The sequence below is a fragment of the Microcystis sp. 49638_E5 genome, assembly GCF_021300285.1.
Lineage (GTDB): Bacteria > Cyanobacteriota > Cyanobacteriia > Cyanobacteriales > Microcystaceae > Microcystis > Microcystis aeruginosa_C.
Genome location: NZ_JAJTDH010000029.1, coordinates 41059 through 60268, shown reverse-complemented (window position 1 = coordinate 60268; position 19210 = coordinate 41059). Strand labels below are relative to the sequence as shown.

The following is a 19210-nucleotide window of genomic DNA, read 5'->3' as shown; positions in this document are numbered from 1 at the left end:
TTTCTCCAGTCTTAGGCCGGTGAGGCAGTCCGCCTTTATTGTAACATTTAGTTAAGCTTTATCTGGTCTTTGTCAAGTTTTCCCAATTGAGCCACCTGACACTATTTTTTATCTGAAAGAGATAATAATGCTTAATCCCTACCCCATAAAAAAAGAAACAGCTAGTTTCATCACCAGAGATGGAATTAGTTTAGCTGCCGATATTTATCGTCCCGATAGTAGGGAATCTTTTCCTATTTTACTAATGCGACAACCCTACGGAAAAACGATCGCTTCTACGGTGGTTTATGCCCATCCTAGCTGGTATGCACGTCGGGGTTATATTGTGGTAATTCAGGATGTCCGGGGACGGGGAAACTCGACGGGAAATTTTAATTTATTTGCCCATGAAATTAGCGACGGATTAGAAACTATTGAATGGGTTTTAACTATTCCTAATAATACGGGTGTGGTGGGAATGTATGGTTTTTCCTATCAGGGAATGACCCAATTATATGCCGCTGCCAATGGTCATAGCGCTTTAAAAACTATTTGCCCAGCGATGATTGCTCACGATTTATATCGAGATTGGGCCTATGAAAATGAAGCATTTAATTTACAATATAATCTTGCTTGGGCAATACAATTAGCTGCGGAAACAGCTAGATTAAAAGGGGACGAAACTGCCTATCAAAAACTCTGGGTAGCTTCCCGAAATTTACCCCTTTTTGATCCTATTGCAGCCTCTCCCCAAATTTTACAGGATTTGGCCGCCGATTCTTTTTATCACGATTGGATTACTCGTTATCTTCCCGATGACTATTGGCAAAATTTATCACCGCAACACCTTTTAAAAAATATCGATTTACCGATGTTACATATCGGGGGTTGGTTCGATCCTCATCTCCGGGGAACTTTGAGTTTATACCAAGAAATGCAAAGTCGTTCTATCTATCCCCAACGACTAATTATTGGTCCTTGGACTCATCTACCTTGGGGGAGAAAAGTAGGAGAGATAGATTATGGTCAAGAGGCAATTAGTCCCGTGGATAAAATGCAGCTGCAATGGTTTGATTATTTCTTAAAAGGTCAGGAAGTGGAGTTATTTGAAAATCCTCCTATGTATCTATTTCAAATGGGGTCTAATCAATGGCGATATCTGGAGAAGTTTCCCAGAGAAAATCAGCAAATTTATTATCTTGCTAGTCAAGGTTTAGCCAATCTGCGCGAGGATGAGGGGAAATTAAGCGCGATTTTGTTAGAACCTGCGATCGAGGATACCATCGTTCACGATCCTTGGCGACCGGTGCCATCTTTAGGAGGTCATAGCGCCTTACCGGGGGGAATATTCGACCGCACCATGCTAGACTGTCGCAGTGATGTGATTACCTACACTTCTCCCCCCCTAGAGAAAGATTTAACGATTTTGGGTAGTTCCCGTCTGGATTGTTATTGTCAAGCAGATGCGGTTAGTTTCGATATCTGCGCGGTGGTTTCTCAAGTTACCCCCGATGGTCGGGTTTTTAATATCACTCAGGGTTATAAACGGGTAAATAATCCCGAATCACCCCTAAATATTGTCATGCAGGCCACTTTTATCACTATTCCTCAAGGTCATAGCTTGCGTTTAAGTCTGAGTCCCTCTTGCTTTCCTGCACATCCCGTCAATGCGGGGACCGGCAGCTATCCCCACGCAAGTCGAGGGATAAATTTTTCCATTATCACAATTAAGGTTTTTTGTCAAGGAAATTTTCCTGCAAAATTGCTATTACCTTTAGTCGGGGAAAGCTAAACCGCTGCGAGGATCGCGAATATATAAACCTAACACCAGGGAGGAGATAACCGTATCCCAGACGGGGGTGAATTTTTCCGCATCATTGACCCAATAATCCATAGTAATTAAACATTGAACCCCGGAACCAATACCCACGGCAATGCGCGAATAAGCGGGTCGATTTTCTTGGGGGTCGATGAATTGAATTTGTACCCAAACAATGCGGACAGTTTGGCGTTTTTCTTGGATAACTTCGCCGATTTCGTGAGGATTGCGGCTATCTTCACGAGCTAATTTTTTGACCATTCCTTTTAGCGGTAATTCTTTCCAATCTCCGGGAGGAAGTAAATTATAGGAAACCTCTAAACGACAATCATCATCGGGAGGTTTTCTATCTAAAAAACGAAAGGAATTATCATCAGGTTCAAAATGCCAATCTTGAGGAACTTCAAAGCGCACTGCACCGCGACCAGCTACAAAAATACTGTTACCCGGACTAGATTTCCAGTTATGATCTGGATTTAAGTCGAGGGTTTCTTTAATCCATTGCAGATTGTGTTTTTTGGATTTAGCCATAGGGATAATCCTGCGGTAAGAATCGGACTATAGCTATCATTATACAGGCTTTTTCCTGAGAATTAACCAAAGCCTCTGTCTTCACCCTTAAGATAACTGCTGTATAATTTTTAGAAATCCCACAGCACAGGATTATCATCCAAGAAATCAGTTACCTGTTTACCAATATTATCAATTAATTTTAGGTCTTCTGGGGTTAAATTAATTGTCATTGCCTGAGCGTTATTAACTGCCTGAGCGGCATTTCTTACCCCAGCAATTGCATTAGTTTGGGGTTGCTTAATTAACCAAGCCAGAGATAATTGAGCTAGGGAACAACTATAGCGGTTAGCAATCGGTTCTAATTGAGTTAAAGCCGCTTGTACTCTCTGAAAGTTTTCGCCATGAAAGAGTTTATTTTTAATTCTATGGTCTTCCGCTGCCAACTGATAACCGTTTCTAAATTTTCCTGTTAATAAACCTTGGGCAAGGGGAGAATAGGCCAGAATAGAAATATTATTGTCTATACAATAGGGCATAATTTCCTTTTCTACCGAGCGCCAAAACAGAGAATAGGGAGGTTGAATACTCTCAATTCTGCCGTATTGACCAGCTTCTTCCAGTTGAGAGCGGGAGAAATTGGAAACCCCGATAGCGCGAATTGTTCCCTGTGCTTTCAGATAATTAAGAGCGGCCATAGTTTCAGAAATAGGCACTATTTCCGTGTTCCATGAGCCACTAGGCCAATGAATTTGGTAAAGATCGATATAATCAGTTTGCAGGTTTTTTAAAGAGCGATGACAAGCGGCGATAACTTCCTCGTATTTGAGGTGATTAGCAAAAACTTTTGTGGCATAAATTACCTGTTCTCGCACATCGGCTAAAGCTTGAGCAACAATGGATTCTGAGTGACCTTCCCCGTAGATTTCGGCTGTATCTACAGTGGTAATTCCTGTCTCAAAAGCGGCACGAATAGCCCTAATACTTTCCTTATCTTCAATACCTGCCCACATCTTTTTTCCTGCTTGCCAAGTACCCAGGAGAAGGGGAGTAATTTCTATATTAGTCTGACCGAGATAGCGTTTTTGCATAACAGTTTTTTTGATGGGTTAAGTCTGCTTAGGGTTTTAGTCGGGTTTAGGGCTGAAAATCCCAGTGGAAGAGGACTAAGGTGACAAGAATAAAAACTTTTACCGGTAGGGGTGTAAAGAACAAACTTAACAAGCCACAAAAAAGACCCAATAAGCAGGTACTGAGGCTAATTATTTCGCCGTGAACATTGTAGCTAATCGACAGGGAGATTAGGGCTAGAGTAAGGAGAAAAATCATAGTTTTCTTTCCTGAGTCTATTGAGCAGAAAAGCCGTGACCGCTCACGACTTTTCGCCGTTTCTATATCTATTATTAGCTCGATTACTTAGCTAATGACATCGTGGTAAAGTAAACTTTTTTAACGGAAAAGATTAAAAAATCCGTTGAAAAAGCCTGTCAGACCGGTAAAGGGACTTAAAACCGCGCCGAGGGTGTCGGTGGCAGAGGCCAGATTGCTACGATGAACCACCACCACATCATTATTGCGGAGAATCGGGTTAGTTTTCTCGTTGATACCCTGGGAAAAATCGACGTTAATTGAGGTTTTGGTGACGGTTCCGTTAGGATTGAGACGAATTAATTCCACTGTGGACTGATCGGCCCGACGCTTATCAAAGTCTCCTGCGGTTAAAATTGCCTGATTGAGAGGGGTATTGGGAGGAACTTCAATTGTCCCCGGTTTGACCACTTCCCCGACCACTTTCACGTTAATAGTTTTGGGGGCAAAACTAGCCGATGCTAGGGTTTCCGATTCCTTGGCCGAGATTTCAGTAGCGGTGGGGATAATCACCGTATCCCCTTCTTGAAGAAAGATATCGCCGGTCATATCACCTTTTTCGAGCAAACTCCACAGATCTACGGGGATTTTCTGCTGGGAACCGTCACGAGTATAACGCAGCACTTGCACCTGTCGGATATCGGCCAGAGGTTTGATGCCTCCCGCTTGTTGGATAGCTTGGGTTAGTCGGGCCGGTTTCCTGGTGCCACCGCGATCTAGGTCATTATTATTGTTATTGTTATTGTTGGCAGTGGGGACAATACGATGGGACCCCGGACGATAAACTTCTCCCACCACAGTAACATTAATTTCTCGATCGCTATCTAGTCCAAAATTGGCATCAGCTAATTGGTTGACTTCCCCGACGCTAAGGGTCGTTTTAGTGGGAATAACGATGCTATCACCATCCCTGAGGCTAATATCTTGGGTTGTATCGCCTTTTTGGATTAATTGCCAGAGATTCGCTTGAATTAGCTGTTCTTGTCCCTTGAGGTTGCGTCGGATTTGAACTTGACCAATATCGGCCACCGTAGTCACTCCCCCCGCTTGCCGGATTATTTCGGTCAATAGGGGCGTTTTTTGGCTTTGTTCGGGGTTAATTGTATAAGTACCCGGACGATTGACTTCCCCCGCGATGGCGATTTGCAGAGGCCGGGGGGTGAGAATGCTAACAGTAACCACGGGACGTTTGAGATAGGTGGTGTAACGTTTGGCAAGGGTTTGGCCGGCTTCGGTGACGGTCATTCCTTCCACTTTGACGCTGCCAATCAGAGGTAAAGTCAGGGTTCCATCGGCTAAAACGAGGAAATCGCCGCTTAAATCCGCCACTTGGTAGATGGTGACGCGCACTTTATCCCCTTCTCCTAGGGTGTACTCTTTGCTTTGGGCGGGGATAGGCGCGGTCGCCTCTTTAGCGGGTGCAGCACTACTAGGAGGAGTGGCTTGGACTGAGCGAGCCTCTAAGGAAGTGAGAGGGGCAATAGTGCCGATAATTAATAGATAACGCAGTGATTTGCTGATTAAATCCTGTAATTGGCTGCTATTTAACATGATCAATAGGATTAATTTTATCGTTGACATTGGCGATCAGTGTAGCACAAATAGTCGATCGCCTATGGAAACCCCCTCTAATATCGCATCTATCGAGAGTTACCGCTAACTGTAAGATAGTTTTAACGATTGCCTGTATGTAAAGGGGTATATTAATTTTATGACAGCTACTAGCACAATTCCCGATTTTTGTCAAGGGATAAAATATTTTGGGGCTTCCTTACCCGAATTTGATAAATATGCAGGAAAAGCCGCTATCGCTGAGGGAAAAACCGCTATTATTGCCGCTAATGACCCGAATGCTATCTATCAAACCCTCCTAGCCGCCGATGCTTTGCGTTACCTCACCCTACAAATCACCGCTACCAAAGAATCGGGACACCCCGGCGGTTTTGCCAGCGCTGCCGACGTGATTGCCTCTTTGATGATGTTAGGCCAGAAAAATATTTTCACCGAAGTGGGCCATCATGCCCCCGGTTTTTATAGTAACGTCTTTCTCGATCGCTCTCTGGAAGCCATGGGCATCAGCAACGTCAGGGAATTGGGAGAACGTTTTCGGGAAAAACACGGACTTTTAGGGCATCTTTCCGGACAAATCCCCGGACTGCTCGGGCCGGCCGGTCCTTTGGGCCAAGGCCAACATTTTGCCATGGCGGCGGCCAAATTACACCCTAATACCCTTTTCCCTGTGACTATCGGGGATGGTGGTTTAGGAGAACCCTACATTATGAGTAGTTTTGGTCATTTTCACACTGCTTACCCAGAAATTACCAATTTTCTGCCAATTTTAGTTTGGAATGGCTATTCCCAAGAACACCATAGCATGGTGTCCCTGAAAACTAACGCCGAAATGGAAGCCTATTGGCGCGGTAATGGTTTCGAGGAAGTGATTCTCATTAATGCTAAAGACTTCGATGATGCTAATCAAAATGGGGAATATGTAGATAGCACCAAATTCTCTTTTAACCAGCGTCTGGAGTTCATGAAAGCGGTGTTAATGGCCACGGATAAAGCCGCCCAATTAGCCCTAGGTGGTAAACTAACGGTGATCATTATTAAACAACTTAAAGGGGCGGGAGTTCACAAACGGGGAGCGGCTTCCCATAATCTTTATCCAGGCGATTCTTTAGAAAAAGATTATATAGTTAGTGCCTTACAGGAACGCGCTTTACCCCCTGAAGCTTGGGCAATTGTTCGTACTAATTTCGAGCGCTCTGGAGGGGGTCCGGCAGCAGAAACAGTGGTAACGGAAAAAGTCTTGCCGCTGCCGGATTTAGGAACCTTACCGATGACCGAATATACTGTAGGTGGTGATAAAAAAGTGGCCACCACTGCCATGGGGGAATTAGTGGTAGCTGTGGGTAAAGCTGACTCCAATTTTGTCGTCACTAATGCTGATGGTAATGCCGCTTCGGGAATTAATAATATTAACGTCGGTTTAAAGATTATTCACCCCACCACCGATGATGCCTATTTCCAAGCACCTAACGGTCAAGTTTATGAGCCTTTAAGCGAGGATGCCTGTGCCGGGTTAGCCGTCGGTTTATCTCTCTTGGGAGGGCGGACTTTATGGTGTTCCTACGAGTCTTTTGCTATCAATGGTTTACCGATTTGGCAGACTGTAACCCAAGCGATGGCCGAGTTACGTCGTCCCACCCCTTCTACTATTACTTTATTCACCGCCGGAGCCTTAGAGCAAGGGCGTAATGGTTGGACACACCAACGCCCAGAGATTGAAAATTATTTCGCCGCTATGATGCGAAATGGCAATATTTTCCCTCTCTTTCCCTGCGATGCTAACAGTATTCAAGTCTGTTATGAATGGGCCTTGGGAACTAGCAATAAAGGCATTACAATCACCGCTAGTAAATCGCCTTTACCGGTGCGAACCACCTTTGAGCAAACCCGTCAAGCTTTAGAAAAAGGCGGCATAATTCTCCACGAATCGGAAGGCAGTAAAAAAGTTGTTTTTGCCGTCATTGGCGATATGACTTTATTACCCGTCTTTGAGTCTGCACAACAGTTAGAAGCGGCGGGAATCGGGGTAAAAATCGTCTCGGTAATTAATCCCCGTCGTCTCTACCGTCCTAGCGATGTGATGAGTGAAACTAGCTCGGCAGCTGATAATAATTTCCTTGATGATGCTGGTTTTGACAGTCTCTTTGCCGGTGATGCTTTAATCGGAGTAACTGGTGGTACAAGCGCCATGTTAGAACCAATTATGTTACGCAGTAATGCGCGTCGGGATGTTTTCGCTTGGAAACGGGGAGAAACCACCGCTAGTGCTGGGGAAATTATGGCCTATAATGGCTTAACTGCCAATGCTTTAACTGCGCGTGCTACCCAGTTATTAGGTTAAGTTCCCAGTTAGTTTTTTTGATTATTCCCTACTTTCTTTGATTGGAAAGTAGGGATTTTTTTCAGGTCACTTTTACCAACGGGGCAAACTTTTAATAATTTTCCATAGGTGAGGGTATTGGAGAGATAGATAGCGCTTAATATGGGATTTTAAACTAACTAAATCCTGAGATTCTTTCAGTTCTCTATCTTGATAAAAACGAATTAAATCATCCCGTCTTTTCAGTAAAATTTTAATTTGTTGGTAATCTTCTGAGCTTAAAACTTGATGGGGTTGAATATTTTCTGGCAGCGGGCGCGGGATGTAAAAAGTTGTATGAGATGGTGATAATTCCTGGTTCGGACGTTCTTTGGTATAGAGATAGATAGAAAGAGATTTCCGGGATAAATGCCGTTGATTTTCTGGTAAATTAATCTGAGAAAATCCATGCCATGAATGTTCATTGGTTTCAAAAATAAGACAACGATTAAAGATAGGTACAAAAGATTTAATCTTATTTTCTTCTGGTTGACGTGGATTGGAATGTAACTCTAGATTACCTCCCCAATCTGCTTGCCATTGGGGATTTAAATAGATTAATAAATTCAAGCGGCGATGATACCAATGACGCTCATCGAGGTTAAAATCAATGTGAGGGTCTAATTCTTGACCGTGTAAATTTTCGTGGGTTCCACCCCCATAAAAACTAGGGTCTGGAATTAAATTATCGATACCGGTTAACTGGGAAATTAACTCTAAAAACTCTTGAGCTTGAACGTAGCGGCCAAACTGTTGATAAACACCCCCTAAACCGATTAAATCCTCATTAACTGCCTTCCCGCCAACTTTTCCTAACTCACTAATGGCTTTTTGCGGATTAAAACTGGGAAAATTTTCTAGCAAAATTTGCGCTTGCTCCCCAACTAAAAAATTATCGATGACCAAATGCTTAAACGGTTGCGCTGTCTCAAAATCTTGACGATAGACAGGAGATTTCTCATAAACAAGGGGGTTGATAAACATTAGACAGCTTTTTTGTTGGTATGATGAATTGTAGCAATCAAACTGACAAAATAAAGATTAACTCTCCTATTGACCTCATCGCCTATGGACTGGTGGCACAAACTCAAAGATAATCCTCTCGCTCGTTGGGGAGCAGTTTTACTGTTAATCTTCTATTTAAGCGTAATGGCGGCGGATTTTGTCGCTCCCTACTCTCCCTACTCCTCCCAACCCGGTCAGTCTCTCCTACCCCCCACCCAAATCTTTTGGCGCTCGCAGTCGGGAAGTAACAAGGGTGAGTGGATTGGCCCCCACGTCTATCCCACCACTCAAAGTGCTATTAATATAGAAACTGGTGAGCGGAAGCTAATGAGAGATTTTAACAAACCCTTGCCGCTGAGTCTCTTTGTTCAGGGTGAAACCTATAATTTAGGTCAAATTCGCCTACCTTTGCCGCCAAAATGGCAGGAAGTAACTTTATTCCCCGGTATCCCTCTTGATATCCATCTGTTCGGGGTGATCGGCGATGGTAGAATCAATATATTGGGAACTGACGAATCGGGACGCGATAGTTTTAGTCGCCTGATTTTCGGAGGCAGAATTAGTTTATTTATCGGTTTGGTCGGGATTTTAATTTCTTTCCCTATCGGTTTATTTGTCGGTGGCGTTTCTGGCTATTTTGGCGGTTGGTTAGATGCGATTTTAATGCGTTTTGTGGAAGTTTTAATGACTATCCCCGGCATATATTTACTCGTGGCCCTAGCGGCCGTTTTACCCGCAGGATTAACCAGCACCCAACGCTTTTTATTAATCGTCCTGATTACTTCTTTTATCAGTTGGTCGGGATTAGCGCGGGTAATTCGCGGTCAAGTTTTATCCCTGAAAGAACAGGAATTTATCCAGGCCGCTAAAGCTATGGGAGCAAAACCACTTTATATTATTCTGCGTCATGTGCTGCCCCAAACTGCCAGTTATATCATTATTTCTGCTACGTTAGCCGTGCCGGGGTTTATCGTGGCCGAATCGGTTTTAAGTTTAATTGGTTTGGGAATTCAACAACCAGATCCTAGTTGGGGAAATATGCTTTCTTTGGCTACCAATGCCTCAATTATTGTTCTACAACCCTGGTTAATTTGGCCGCCTGCTTTGTTAATTATTCTCACCGTTTTAGCTTTTAATTTACTCGGTGATGGTTTACGCGATGCTCTAGATCCTCGCAATTTAGAGAGATAATTTAGTTATTTTAGCAGTCAGGAGGCGGTCGGCAGGAGATTATTTTTATTTATTCTCCCTTCTCCCTTCTCCCCAATTCATAATTCATAATTTATAATTTATAATTCCCACTTCCCATTATGAATAGAATCAGTAAAACTTTTAATAATTTCGCCGATAGTTTGGTGATTTATAGTCAAAGATACGGGAAAATAAGCTGGTTAATATTTTTAATTATCTTTGCTTGTATCATGACGATAACCTTTAATTTTCCCGCACAATCGACCAATAAAACCCAAGAAAAACCCGAAATTCGTGGAGTTTGGTTAACTAATATCGATAGTGAGGTATTATTTAAACCGGAAATCCTAAAAGATGCCCTTGATAGGTTGGCCGATTTAAACTTTAATACTATTTATCCCACGGTCTGGAATTGGGGTTATACACTCTATCCTTCTAAGGTAGCAGAAAAAGTGACGGGACGAGCGCTCGATCCCCATGAATCTTTAAAAAATCGCGACTTTTTAAAGGAAATAATTAGCCAAGGTCATCGGAAAAAATTAAGAATTATTCCCTGGTTTGAATTTGGTTTTATGGCTCCTGCGGATTCAGAATTAGCCAAACGGCATCCCGATTGGTTAACCCAAAGACAGGATAAAAGCGTAATTTGGTGGGAAGGAAAAGTGCATCAACGGGTGTGGTTAAATCCCTTACATCCGCAAGTACAAAACTTTATTACGGATTTAGTCAGCGAGATTATTACTAACTACGATATAGAAGGAATTCAGTTTGATGACCATTTTGGTTATCCCGCCGATTTTGGCTATGATGAAACCACAATTAAACTCTATCAAAGGGAACATTCTGGACAATTACCACCGCAAGATTATCAAGATAAAGCATGGATTCAATGGCGGGCCGATAAAATTACTGATTATATGAATAGTTTAGCCCAGACGATTAAAAAGCAGCAACCTAGAGCGATTATTTCCCTATCTCCTAATCCCTACACTTTCTCCCTACAATCCTATCTTTTAGATTGGCAAAAATGGCAAGAAAAAAACTTGATTGATGAGTTAATAATACAAGTGTATCGAACTGATATGAACGCCTTTGACTGGGAATTATCACAACCAGAATTACAGCAAGCTAGGCAATCTATCCCCGTAGCTATTGGGATTTTATCTGGTTTAAAAGGTCGTCCGATTCCGATGGTTAATATTACTCAACAAGTGAAAAAATCGAGACAACAAAATTTTGGTGTTTCTTTCTTTTTCTACGAAACTTTATGGAATATGAGTAATGAATCTCCTTCCTATCGACGCAGGATTTTTCGGGAAATACTCCAGTCTGCTAATCCTCGCTAAAATTAGGTAAAATTGCTGACTTTAAGCAAAGTTATCGCCCTAACCTGGCTATAGTTTCTTAAGTTTATCTTTAAATTAAGTAGGGAGGCACAATTATTTGTAGGATGGGTTAGCAGTAGCGTAAACCATGCAGGCGTTGGGTTTCATGCTTCAACCCAACCTACGTTCATCTTATATTTAATTCTACCCACCTACTTAAGAAAAAGCAGCAGGGAGAAACTAAAATCGCTAGAATGAAAAAAGACTCTCCCTTATCACTTTATTTATGCTGATCAGACATAACCGAAGCTCGATCGCTAAACCTATTTTACTGTTTCTTGGCTGCCTTGTGATCGGGCAGTTGGGGGTATTAGTGGTAGCCAATAGCCTCTGGTTTACCGAGATGGGTTATTTAAACACTTTCCTGAAACAATTATCTTGGCAACTAGGATTAGGTTGGGGAAGTGCGATTCTTTCTCTACTCTTTATTTTTACTAATTTACGTTTAGCCCAGCGTTTTCGTTGGCAAAAACCCCAGGAAGATAGTTATCCTCTTAGTCCTCAATCTCCTAGTATTAATTTACTCGGTCTTTTGATTATCGCAACGGGAATTGGAGCTTGGATCGGGTCAATGTTATTGTATTACAGTAAACTAGCCCTCAGTCTCTGGACACCAGATTTTAATCTCCCTAACCTTAGTTCTTCCCTAAGTTCTCCTCTGCAAATAGTTTGGATTAGGCAAGTATTAACCGATATTTCCAGTAATCTTTGGCAAGGGGTAATTATCGCTTTTTTAGTCTTGGGATTATTAATTAAAACCGAGTATTTTTTGCAAATAATATCTATAGTATTTACTGTAATGCTATCTTTTATAATTGCTGGGCAGTGGGCGAATTTTTTAAAATATTTTTATGGTGTTCCTTTCAATATTAACGATCCCCAATACGGGAATGATTTAGGTTTTTATATCTTTCAATTACCCCTGTGGCAGTTACTAGAATTATGGCTCAGTGGTGTGGGAATATATACTCTTTTTGCTGTTAGTTTAACCTATCTTTTTTCAGGTGATAGTCTTTCTCAGGGAAAATTTCCAGGGTTTTCCCGTCCGCAACTGCGTCATTTATATGCCCTGTGGAGTGGGTTAATGGGGCTGCTAGTATTACACCATATTATTCAGCGTTACCTGCTACTTTATTCTCCCGAAGGAGTAGTTTATGGTGCGGGTTATATCGATGCTCATGTTGGTCAATTTATTGAAATTATTCTGGGAATTATTGCAGGAATAACCTGTATATGGTTAGGAGAAAAAGCATTATTTGGTAAAAAATACCGTCGCAAATTACACAAAACCGCCAAGAAAAAGTTGGTATTTTTCCCCTACTTAGTTCCTGTATTTCTCTATTTAATTGTTTGGATAAGTGGCATAATTATCAGTGGAGGATTACAAAGAATAATCGTACAACCGAATGAATTAGTGAGAGAAAGACCCTATATCGAAAGAAGTATTCAATCCACAAGAGCGGCTTTTTCCTTAGATAGAATTGATGCCCAAGTTTTCGATCCACAGGCCGAATTAAATGCCGAAGTTTTAGAGAAAAATCATCTGACTATCGATAATATTCGTCTTTGGGACACCAAACCACTGCTAGAAACTAACCGACAATTACAGCAAATTCGCTTATATTATAAATTCCCCGATGCTGATATTGATCGCTATCGAGTGCGAGTGGGAGTGCCTGAAAAAATCGAGGAACGTCAAATATCTGAAAAACAACAGACCATTATTGCCGCTAGAGAATTAGATTATAGTGCGGTTCCCACTACTGCTAATACTTGGGTGAATAAACATCTCGTTTATACCCACGGTTACGGGTTCACTCTTTCCCCGGTTAATTTAGTAGCTGCCGGGGGTTTACCCTACTATTTTGTCAAAGATATCGGCACAAATAAAGACGAAGGGGCCCTACAAACCTCTAGCAAATTAATTGATTATAGTATTCCCATTGGTAAACCCCGCATTTACTACGGGGAATTAACTAATAATTATGTGATGACTCCCACCACTGCAGAAGAATTGGATTTTCCTAGCGGGGATGGAAATGTCTATAATACCTACGATGGCAAGGGAGGAATCCTAGTGGGTACGGGGTGGAGACGTTGGCTATTTGCCCTTTATCTGCGGGATTGGCAAATGTTATTTAGTCAAGATTTTACTCCCGAAACTCGGCTATTAATGCGTCGTGATATCCAAAATCGCGTGCAAACTATCGCACCTTTTTTAAATTATGATCGCAACCCCTATTTAGTAGCGGCAGATGTGGGCGATAGTAGTAGTAAATTACATTGGATTATTGATGCTTATACTATTAGTGATCGCTATCCCTATTCTGACCCAGGAAAAGATAAATTTAACTATATTCGCAATTCGGTCAAAGTGGTAGTGGATGCCTATCATGGAACGGTGAATTTCTATGTTGCCGATGAAAATGATCCAATTATTCAGACGTGGAGTAAAATCTTTCCCCATCTCTTTAAATCTTTAGCAGAAATGCCGAAAACTCTCCGCAGTCATATCCGTTACCCCGAAGATTTATTTAGTACCCAAGCGGAAAGATTATTAACCTATCACATGACCGATCCACAAGTATTTTATAATCGGGAGGATCAATGGGAAATTCCCCTAGAAATTTACGGCACGGAACCCCAGGCTGTATCACCCTATTATTTAATCATGAAACTGCCCGATTCCGACAAAGAAGAATTTATTCTCCTCCATCCCTATACTCCCTCTAGTCGGCAAAATTTAATCGCTTGGTTGGCAGCGCGTTCAGACGATAGAGAGTATGGTAAGTTATTACTCTATCAATTTCCTAAACAAAGGTTAGTGTACGGACCGAATCAAATTGAGGCTTTAATTAACCAAGATCCAGATATTTCTCAACAGATTTCCCTTTGGAATCGGGACGGTTCTAAAGTTTTGCAAGGACACCTATTAATTATTCCCATTGAACAATCGCTGCTTTATGTAGAACCTTTGTATCTAGTGGCAGACCAAAATAGTGTCCCTACAATCGCTAGAGTAACAGTTGCTTATCAAAATAAAATTGTCATGGAACCAACCTTAATTAAATTAAAAATGGATTTTAGGTTCGATCCCCCCTGCCTCCCTTGATAAGGTAGGGTTGATTCATGAATCAACCCTACCCTTGATAAGGGGGGTGTCTGATAATTTTTAAAGCCTACCTACTTAAATTGTCGCTAATTGGCCACAAATTAGCAAGAAAGCTGATGCTGATTCCAGAACAATCCTCAATATCCCCAAATTCGCCCAGAAAATTGCCTGCTCTGGTTAATCAGCCAATTTTCAAATCCACTATCATCAAAGGATTGAGTTATTCTTTTAATTAGAAAAGTGGGCAATTAATTCTGTGCGAGATGAATTAATTATTAAAGGGGTAAACTCCTCCACCGGTAATAATAAAATGCGATCAATAATTACGGATAAATCTGGGTCTAAACTACCAAAACGAGCTTTCAATAAATTTTCTATCACCAGACGTTCTCCTTGTTGAAGACCCTGTTGAAGACCCTGTTGAAGACCCTGTTGAAGACCCTGTTGAAGACCCTGTTGAAGACCTTGTTGAAGACCTTGTTGAAGACCCTGTTGAAGACCCTGTTGAAGACCCTGTTGAAGACCCTGTTGAAGACCCTGTTGAAGACCCTGTTGACGGCCAGCATCCAGTTCTTCCTGAAGACGGGAAGTGTATAAAGGTGATAATCTCATAATTAACTCTCTGTCCTCCTGTTCAAGCTCTTGATCGTTAGTTAAAGAGGTTCTCAAGTTTAATAATAATTCTAGAGCATTTACCCGAAAAGGATGATCCTCTGGTAACGATTCTAGCTCATCGATCGCCCTTGCTTGTACTTTTCCCCGGCCTAAAATTCTTAACCAGAGAGTTGCTTCTGTTGGGGGTAATTGATGGATAACGGTGATTGCCGTGCGTAAAGAGGGAGCTAAAAAATAGATACCCTCCCCCCAATTCTCCTCATCTAATTTAGCTCCGAATCCTCCTAACAGTTGCGCGGAAGCGGTGGGAGTCAAAATCCAGAGACGGGGTATTTCTGCATCGTTAACATTCGTTTTCTGACGATTTGCTTGACGATTAATTTCCCCTTCCACTTGCAACAATTTTAACAGACAAGTCCTAATTTCTGTAGCGGTGACAGGATTGCGAAAGGGTTCAAATAAACAGGGATTAATCGCCATTTTTCCCAGTAATCCCAGCAGCTCTCTAGGATTATTATCGAGAATATTCGGTGAAAACCAGACATCGATTTCTCGTACTTCTCCGCGTACAACCCGTGCCGATTTTACCTCTCCCAGAGAAGATAATAATTCTTCGAGATAATCTTTAGCAAACTGGTCATGAATAAATCTAGTCATAGGTTTATCTAAGATGATTTAATAACTTATCTCGTAATTGCTTAATCCGATCACGATATTTAGCTGCTGACTCGAATTCTAGATTTTTAGCCGCTTCTTTCATTTGCGCTTCTAGTTGTTGAATTAACTCGGGAATTTGTTCTAAAGAAAGCTCTTCTATATTCTCACAAACCTGCTCTAATTGTTGAGAATTTAGGCGACGGGAAATATCCAGAAAAGCCAAAATTGAATTACTCGACCTTTTAACAATCGATTGCGGAATAATCCCATGTTTTTGGTTATATTCCTCTTGAATAGCTCGCCGTCTCTTGGTTTCTTCGATCGCATTAATCATACTATCAGTGAGATTATCTCCGTAAAGAATTGCCTGACCGCGAATATGACGAGCAGCCCGGCCGATAGTTTGAATTAAAGAGCGGGTAGCCCTTAAAAATCCTTCCTTATCTGCGTCTAAAATCGCCACTAAAGACACTTCCGGCAGGTCTAACCCCTCGCGAAGCAAATTCACCCCGATCAGCACGTCAAAGACCCCTTCTCGCAGGTCTTGGATAATTTCAATCCGTTGAATTGATTGAATTTCCGAATGTAGATATCTAACTTTAATTCCCCTTTCTTGTAAGTATTCGGTTAAATCTTCCGCCATGCGTTTAGTTAAAGTGGTAATCAAAACCCGTTCATTTAACTGCACTCGCTCCTTAATTTCCCCTAATAAATCATCCACTTGTCCCTCGGTTGGTCGCACAAAAATCTCCGGGTCTAAAACTCCCGTCGGTCGGATAATTTGTTCAACAATGCGATTTTCTGACTGTTCTAATTCCCAATCTCCCGGAGTAGCCGAAACAAAAATACATTGATTAACTTTCTGCCAGAATTCTTCCGACTTCAAAGGACGATTATCCGCCGCACTGGGTAAACGAAACCCGTGATCGATCAAAACTTTTTTTCGTGATTGATCGCCATTATACATCCCGCGAATTTGCGGCACACTAACATGAGATTCATCCACAACTAATAACCAATCTTGTGGAAAATAATCCACCAAACATTCCGGCGGTTCCCCCGCTAATCTACCCGCTAAATGCCGCGAATAATTTTCCACGCCATTACAATAACCCACTTCCTGCAACATTTCTAAATCATAACGAGTCCGCTGATCCAAACGTTGCGCTTCCAGTAATTTGCCCGCTTTTTCTAACTCCAATAAACGGTTATCTAACTCGGTTTTAATATCCCGACAGGCTACCTCTAAACGCTCCTCCGGGGTAACAAAGTGACGGGCCGGATAAATACTAATTCGCTCTAATTTTTGCAAAACTTCCCCCGTCAAGGGATCCAGATAACGAATACTTTCAATCTCATCGCCAAAAAAATCAATTTTAATCACCCGATCCTCGTAAGCGGGAACAATTTCCAAAATATCGCCCTTCAGACGAAAACGACCGCGAGTTAACTCTAAATCATTGCGATTGTACTGCACTGACACCAAGGCCCGTAATAATTGCCTTTGGTCGAACTCTTGACCAACTGTCAGGGAAATCGCCGCTTTCAGGTATTCCGCCGGCATTCCCAAACCATAAATACAACTAATGGAAGCGACGACGATCACATCCCTGCGTTCAAACAGCGATCGCGTGGCCGAATGGCGCAGCATATCGATCTCATCATTAATCGAAGAACTCTTTTCGATGTAGGTATCGCTGACGGGAATGTAAGCCTCTGGTTGATAGTAGTCGTAATAGCTGATAAAGTATTCCACGGCGTTATTGGGGAAAAATTGCCGCAATTCGTTGCATAATTGGGCCGCCAGGGTCTTATTATGGGCCAGGACGAGGGTAGGCCTGCCGATTTTCTCGATCACAGCGGCAATGGTGAAGGTTTTGCCGGTGCCGGTTGCCCCCAAGAGGGTTTGGAAACGCTGCCGGTTTTGCAGGGAATCTACTAATTTATCGATCGCTGCCGGTTGATCCCCAGTGGGTTGAAAGGGTGCTTGTAGTTGAAAAGCGGTCATTAGCGGCTGGGTGTAGAGAACAGGCAAAATAAATTATCAATCAAATTACCAACACTTATAGGGTTTTGGGAAAGAAAGATGTATCTTAATATTAGAGAGGATTTTAAAAAAAGATTAAAAGTCTTCGAGAATACCCTAAACTTAAATCTTATCGTTTCCCCGAAGCTATTAACGGAAAGGAGTATCAGGTTATGACGGTGGAAAATCTAGAAACGAACGGGACTCAAACCCCAGCAACCACAGAAGAAAAGACCAGCACACGCGGTAAAGCTAGTACAGCTAAAACCGCCAAGGATAAAGAAGTGGTCGCCCTTTCGGTGAAAAACAACGCTGAATCGGCTTCCAAAGCCTTAAAATTCTATCAACCTGAACATCGCTTACCCGAAAATCGTCCTGTTGGTACTAGCCATCTTCACTTCACGGAAGATGAAATGTTACCAGGGGGCCGTCCCGTGGAAGTTAGCCATCTGAAAGTGGTTAGTACCTATTCTTCCGTCGGTGGATTGCGTCCTGTCGGCTCTAGTGGTATGGAAGTTAGCAGCACTCTGGCGATCTCTGGCAATCGTCCGATCGCTCTCAGTCATCTGCACATTAGCGAAACTTATACAGTCATGGGTAATCGTCCCGTTGCTTCCAATGAAATCGATGATCCCGAAACTTTAATGGGATTTTTGGATTAATTGTTTTGTTGATCAAGATAGATGTTTTCCCTGTCCCGGACGGGGAATTTATTTTTTCTAGCCCACCGTTTTTAATCCCGATGCTGTTTAAGCAAAAATTTTTCTTAATTGTCTCGTTTCTAATAGTAGTTTTTTGTGGTTTCGGATTATTAAATCTTACCTACGATGCTTCAGTTTTAGCACCAGAGGAATATTATCAGATTCGATCGCTTCATAGTCGCGATGGTATCGGTAAATTTTATCTAGGACGGGAAATCGCTAAAGTCATGGGACACCAAGAAATGTTATGGTTAGAACGTCCTAGTCGCCGTTTCACAGAAAAACCCGATGATCTGATCACCGCACTACATCTAAAACCCACAGATCTAGTGGCAGATATCGGAGCGGGGACAGGTTATTTTAGTTTTCCTCTGGCGAATTTAGTAGAACAAGTTTTTGCCGTCGATGTGCAACCGGAAATGTTAGGGGCAATTGATTTTTTAGCCGAGGAAAATCAAGTTAAGAATGTCACCACAATTCTCGCCACAGAAACCGATCCCAAATTGCCTATAAATGCGATCGATTTAGCTTTAATGGTGGATGCTTATCACGAGTTTTCCTGTCCCCGCGAGATGATGGAAAATCTGGTCAAATCTTTAAAACCCGCTGGTAGGGTGGTATTAGTAGAATACCGTCGTGAAAACCCTCTGATTGCCATCAAGGCCCTTCATAAAATGACCCGCAGACAGGTAGAAAAAGAAATGGCCGCTGTCGGTTTAGTGCCAGCAGAAATTATCGAGACTTTGCCCCAACAACATTTAATGATTTTCCAGAAAACAAGTTCAAATTAGCAAGCCCTAAGTAGGTAGGCATTAAAAACTATCAGATGCCCCCCTTATTAAGGGGGGACTAAGGGGGGATCGGCAACCCCCTTATTAAGGGGGGACTAAGGGGGGATCGGCACCCCCCTTATT

Annotated in this window: 13 protein-coding genes; 7 read left to right on the top strand and 6 right to left on the bottom strand. The window is 42.2% G+C overall.

Translation table 11 applies throughout. The features are described from left to right. Nucleotides 1-127: 127 nt before the first annotated feature. The gene (locus LW728_RS10230) at nt 128-1771 is read left to right on the top strand and encodes a CocE/NonD family hydrolase (protein ID WP_287766584.1); all 1644 of its coding nucleotides are present in this window, start codon (nt 128-130) and stop codon (nt 1769-1771) included. Here the strand turns inward: LW728_RS10230 and LW728_RS10225 are convergent. From LW728_RS10225 to LW728_RS10215, 3 genes are all read right to left on the bottom strand, one after another. Then, nucleotides 1754-2329 (bottom strand): Alr1449 family protein, encoded by a 576-nt coding sequence (locus tag LW728_RS10225; RefSeq protein ID WP_004268100.1) that lies wholly within the window; start codon nt 2327-2329, stop codon nt 1754-1756. The two genes, LW728_RS10230 and LW728_RS10225, sit on opposite strands and share 18 nt — an antisense overlap. 110 nt (nt 2330-2439) lie before the next feature. Then, on the bottom strand, nt 2440-3399 hold the full coding sequence (locus tag LW728_RS10220; RefSeq protein ID WP_004268101.1) for an aldo/keto reductase: 960 nt from the start codon (nt 3397-3399) through the stop codon (nt 2440-2442). A 358-nt stretch (nt 3400-3757) separates the two neighbouring features. Next, nucleotides 3758-5257, bottom strand: coding sequence for an SLBB domain-containing protein (locus tag LW728_RS10215; protein WP_287766582.1), 1500 nt, complete (start codon nt 5255-5257; stop codon nt 3758-3760). A 130-nt stretch (nt 5258-5387) separates the two neighbouring features. Here LW728_RS10215 and LW728_RS10210 point away from each other — a divergent pair, with 130 nt between their 5' ends. Continuing rightward, nucleotides 5388-7586 (top strand): phosphoketolase family protein, encoded by a 2199-nt coding sequence (locus LW728_RS10210; RefSeq protein ID WP_287668891.1) that lies wholly within the window; start codon nt 5388-5390, stop codon nt 7584-7586. Nucleotides 7587-7658: 72 nt separating this feature from the next. Here LW728_RS10210 and LW728_RS10205 read toward each other — a convergent pair whose 3' ends face one another. Further along, nucleotides 7659-8588 carry a 2OG-Fe(II) oxygenase gene (locus LW728_RS10205; RefSeq protein ID WP_287766581.1) on the bottom strand — a complete coding sequence of 310 codons (930 nt, stop codon included), beginning with the start codon at nt 8586-8588 and terminating at the stop codon, nt 7659-7661. Nucleotides 8589-8672: 84 nt separating this feature from the next. On the opposite strand from LW728_RS10205, the gene LW728_RS10200 reads away from it, so the two are divergent. The 3 genes from LW728_RS10200 to LW728_RS10190 all read left to right on the top strand — a co-directional run bounded on the left by LW728_RS10200 (nt 8673) and on the right by LW728_RS10190 (nt 14297). Continuing rightward, entirely contained in the window at nt 8673-9800 is a 1128-nt protein-coding gene (locus LW728_RS10200) for an ABC transporter permease (RefSeq protein ID WP_287766579.1), read from the top strand. 119 nt (nt 9801-9919) lie between these two features. After that, nucleotides 9920-11146, top strand: coding sequence for a glycoside hydrolase family 10-like protein (locus LW728_RS10195; RefSeq protein ID WP_287766578.1), 1227 nt, complete (start codon nt 9920-9922; stop codon nt 11144-11146). A gap of 265 nt (nt 11147-11411) precedes the next feature. Next, entirely contained in the window at nt 11412-14297 is a 2886-nt protein-coding gene (locus LW728_RS10190) for a UPF0182 family protein (RefSeq protein WP_287766576.1), read from the top strand. 228 nt (nt 14298-14525) lie between these two features. Here LW728_RS10190 and LW728_RS10185 read toward each other — a convergent pair whose 3' ends face one another. Beyond that, entirely contained in the window at nt 14526-15569 is a 1044-nt protein-coding gene (locus LW728_RS10185) for a flagellar assembly protein H (RefSeq protein ID WP_287766574.1), read from the bottom strand. Nucleotides 15570-15573: 4 nt separating this feature from the next. Next, nucleotides 15574-17577, bottom strand: coding sequence for an excinuclease ABC subunit UvrB (gene uvrB / locus LW728_RS10180; RefSeq protein ID WP_287766572.1), 2004 nt, complete (start codon nt 17575-17577; stop codon nt 15574-15576). 191 nt (nt 17578-17768) lie between these two features. Here uvrB and LW728_RS10175 point away from each other — a divergent pair, with 191 nt between their 5' ends. Further along, nucleotides 17769-18257, top strand: coding sequence for a hypothetical protein (locus tag LW728_RS10175; RefSeq protein ID WP_193958978.1), 489 nt, complete (start codon nt 17769-17771; stop codon nt 18255-18257). Between the two features lie 80 nt (nt 18258-18337). Next, entirely contained in the window at nt 18338-19087 is a 750-nt protein-coding gene (locus LW728_RS10170) for a class I SAM-dependent methyltransferase (RefSeq protein WP_287766609.1), read from the top strand. The last annotated feature ends 123 nt before the right edge of the window (nt 19088-19210 follow it).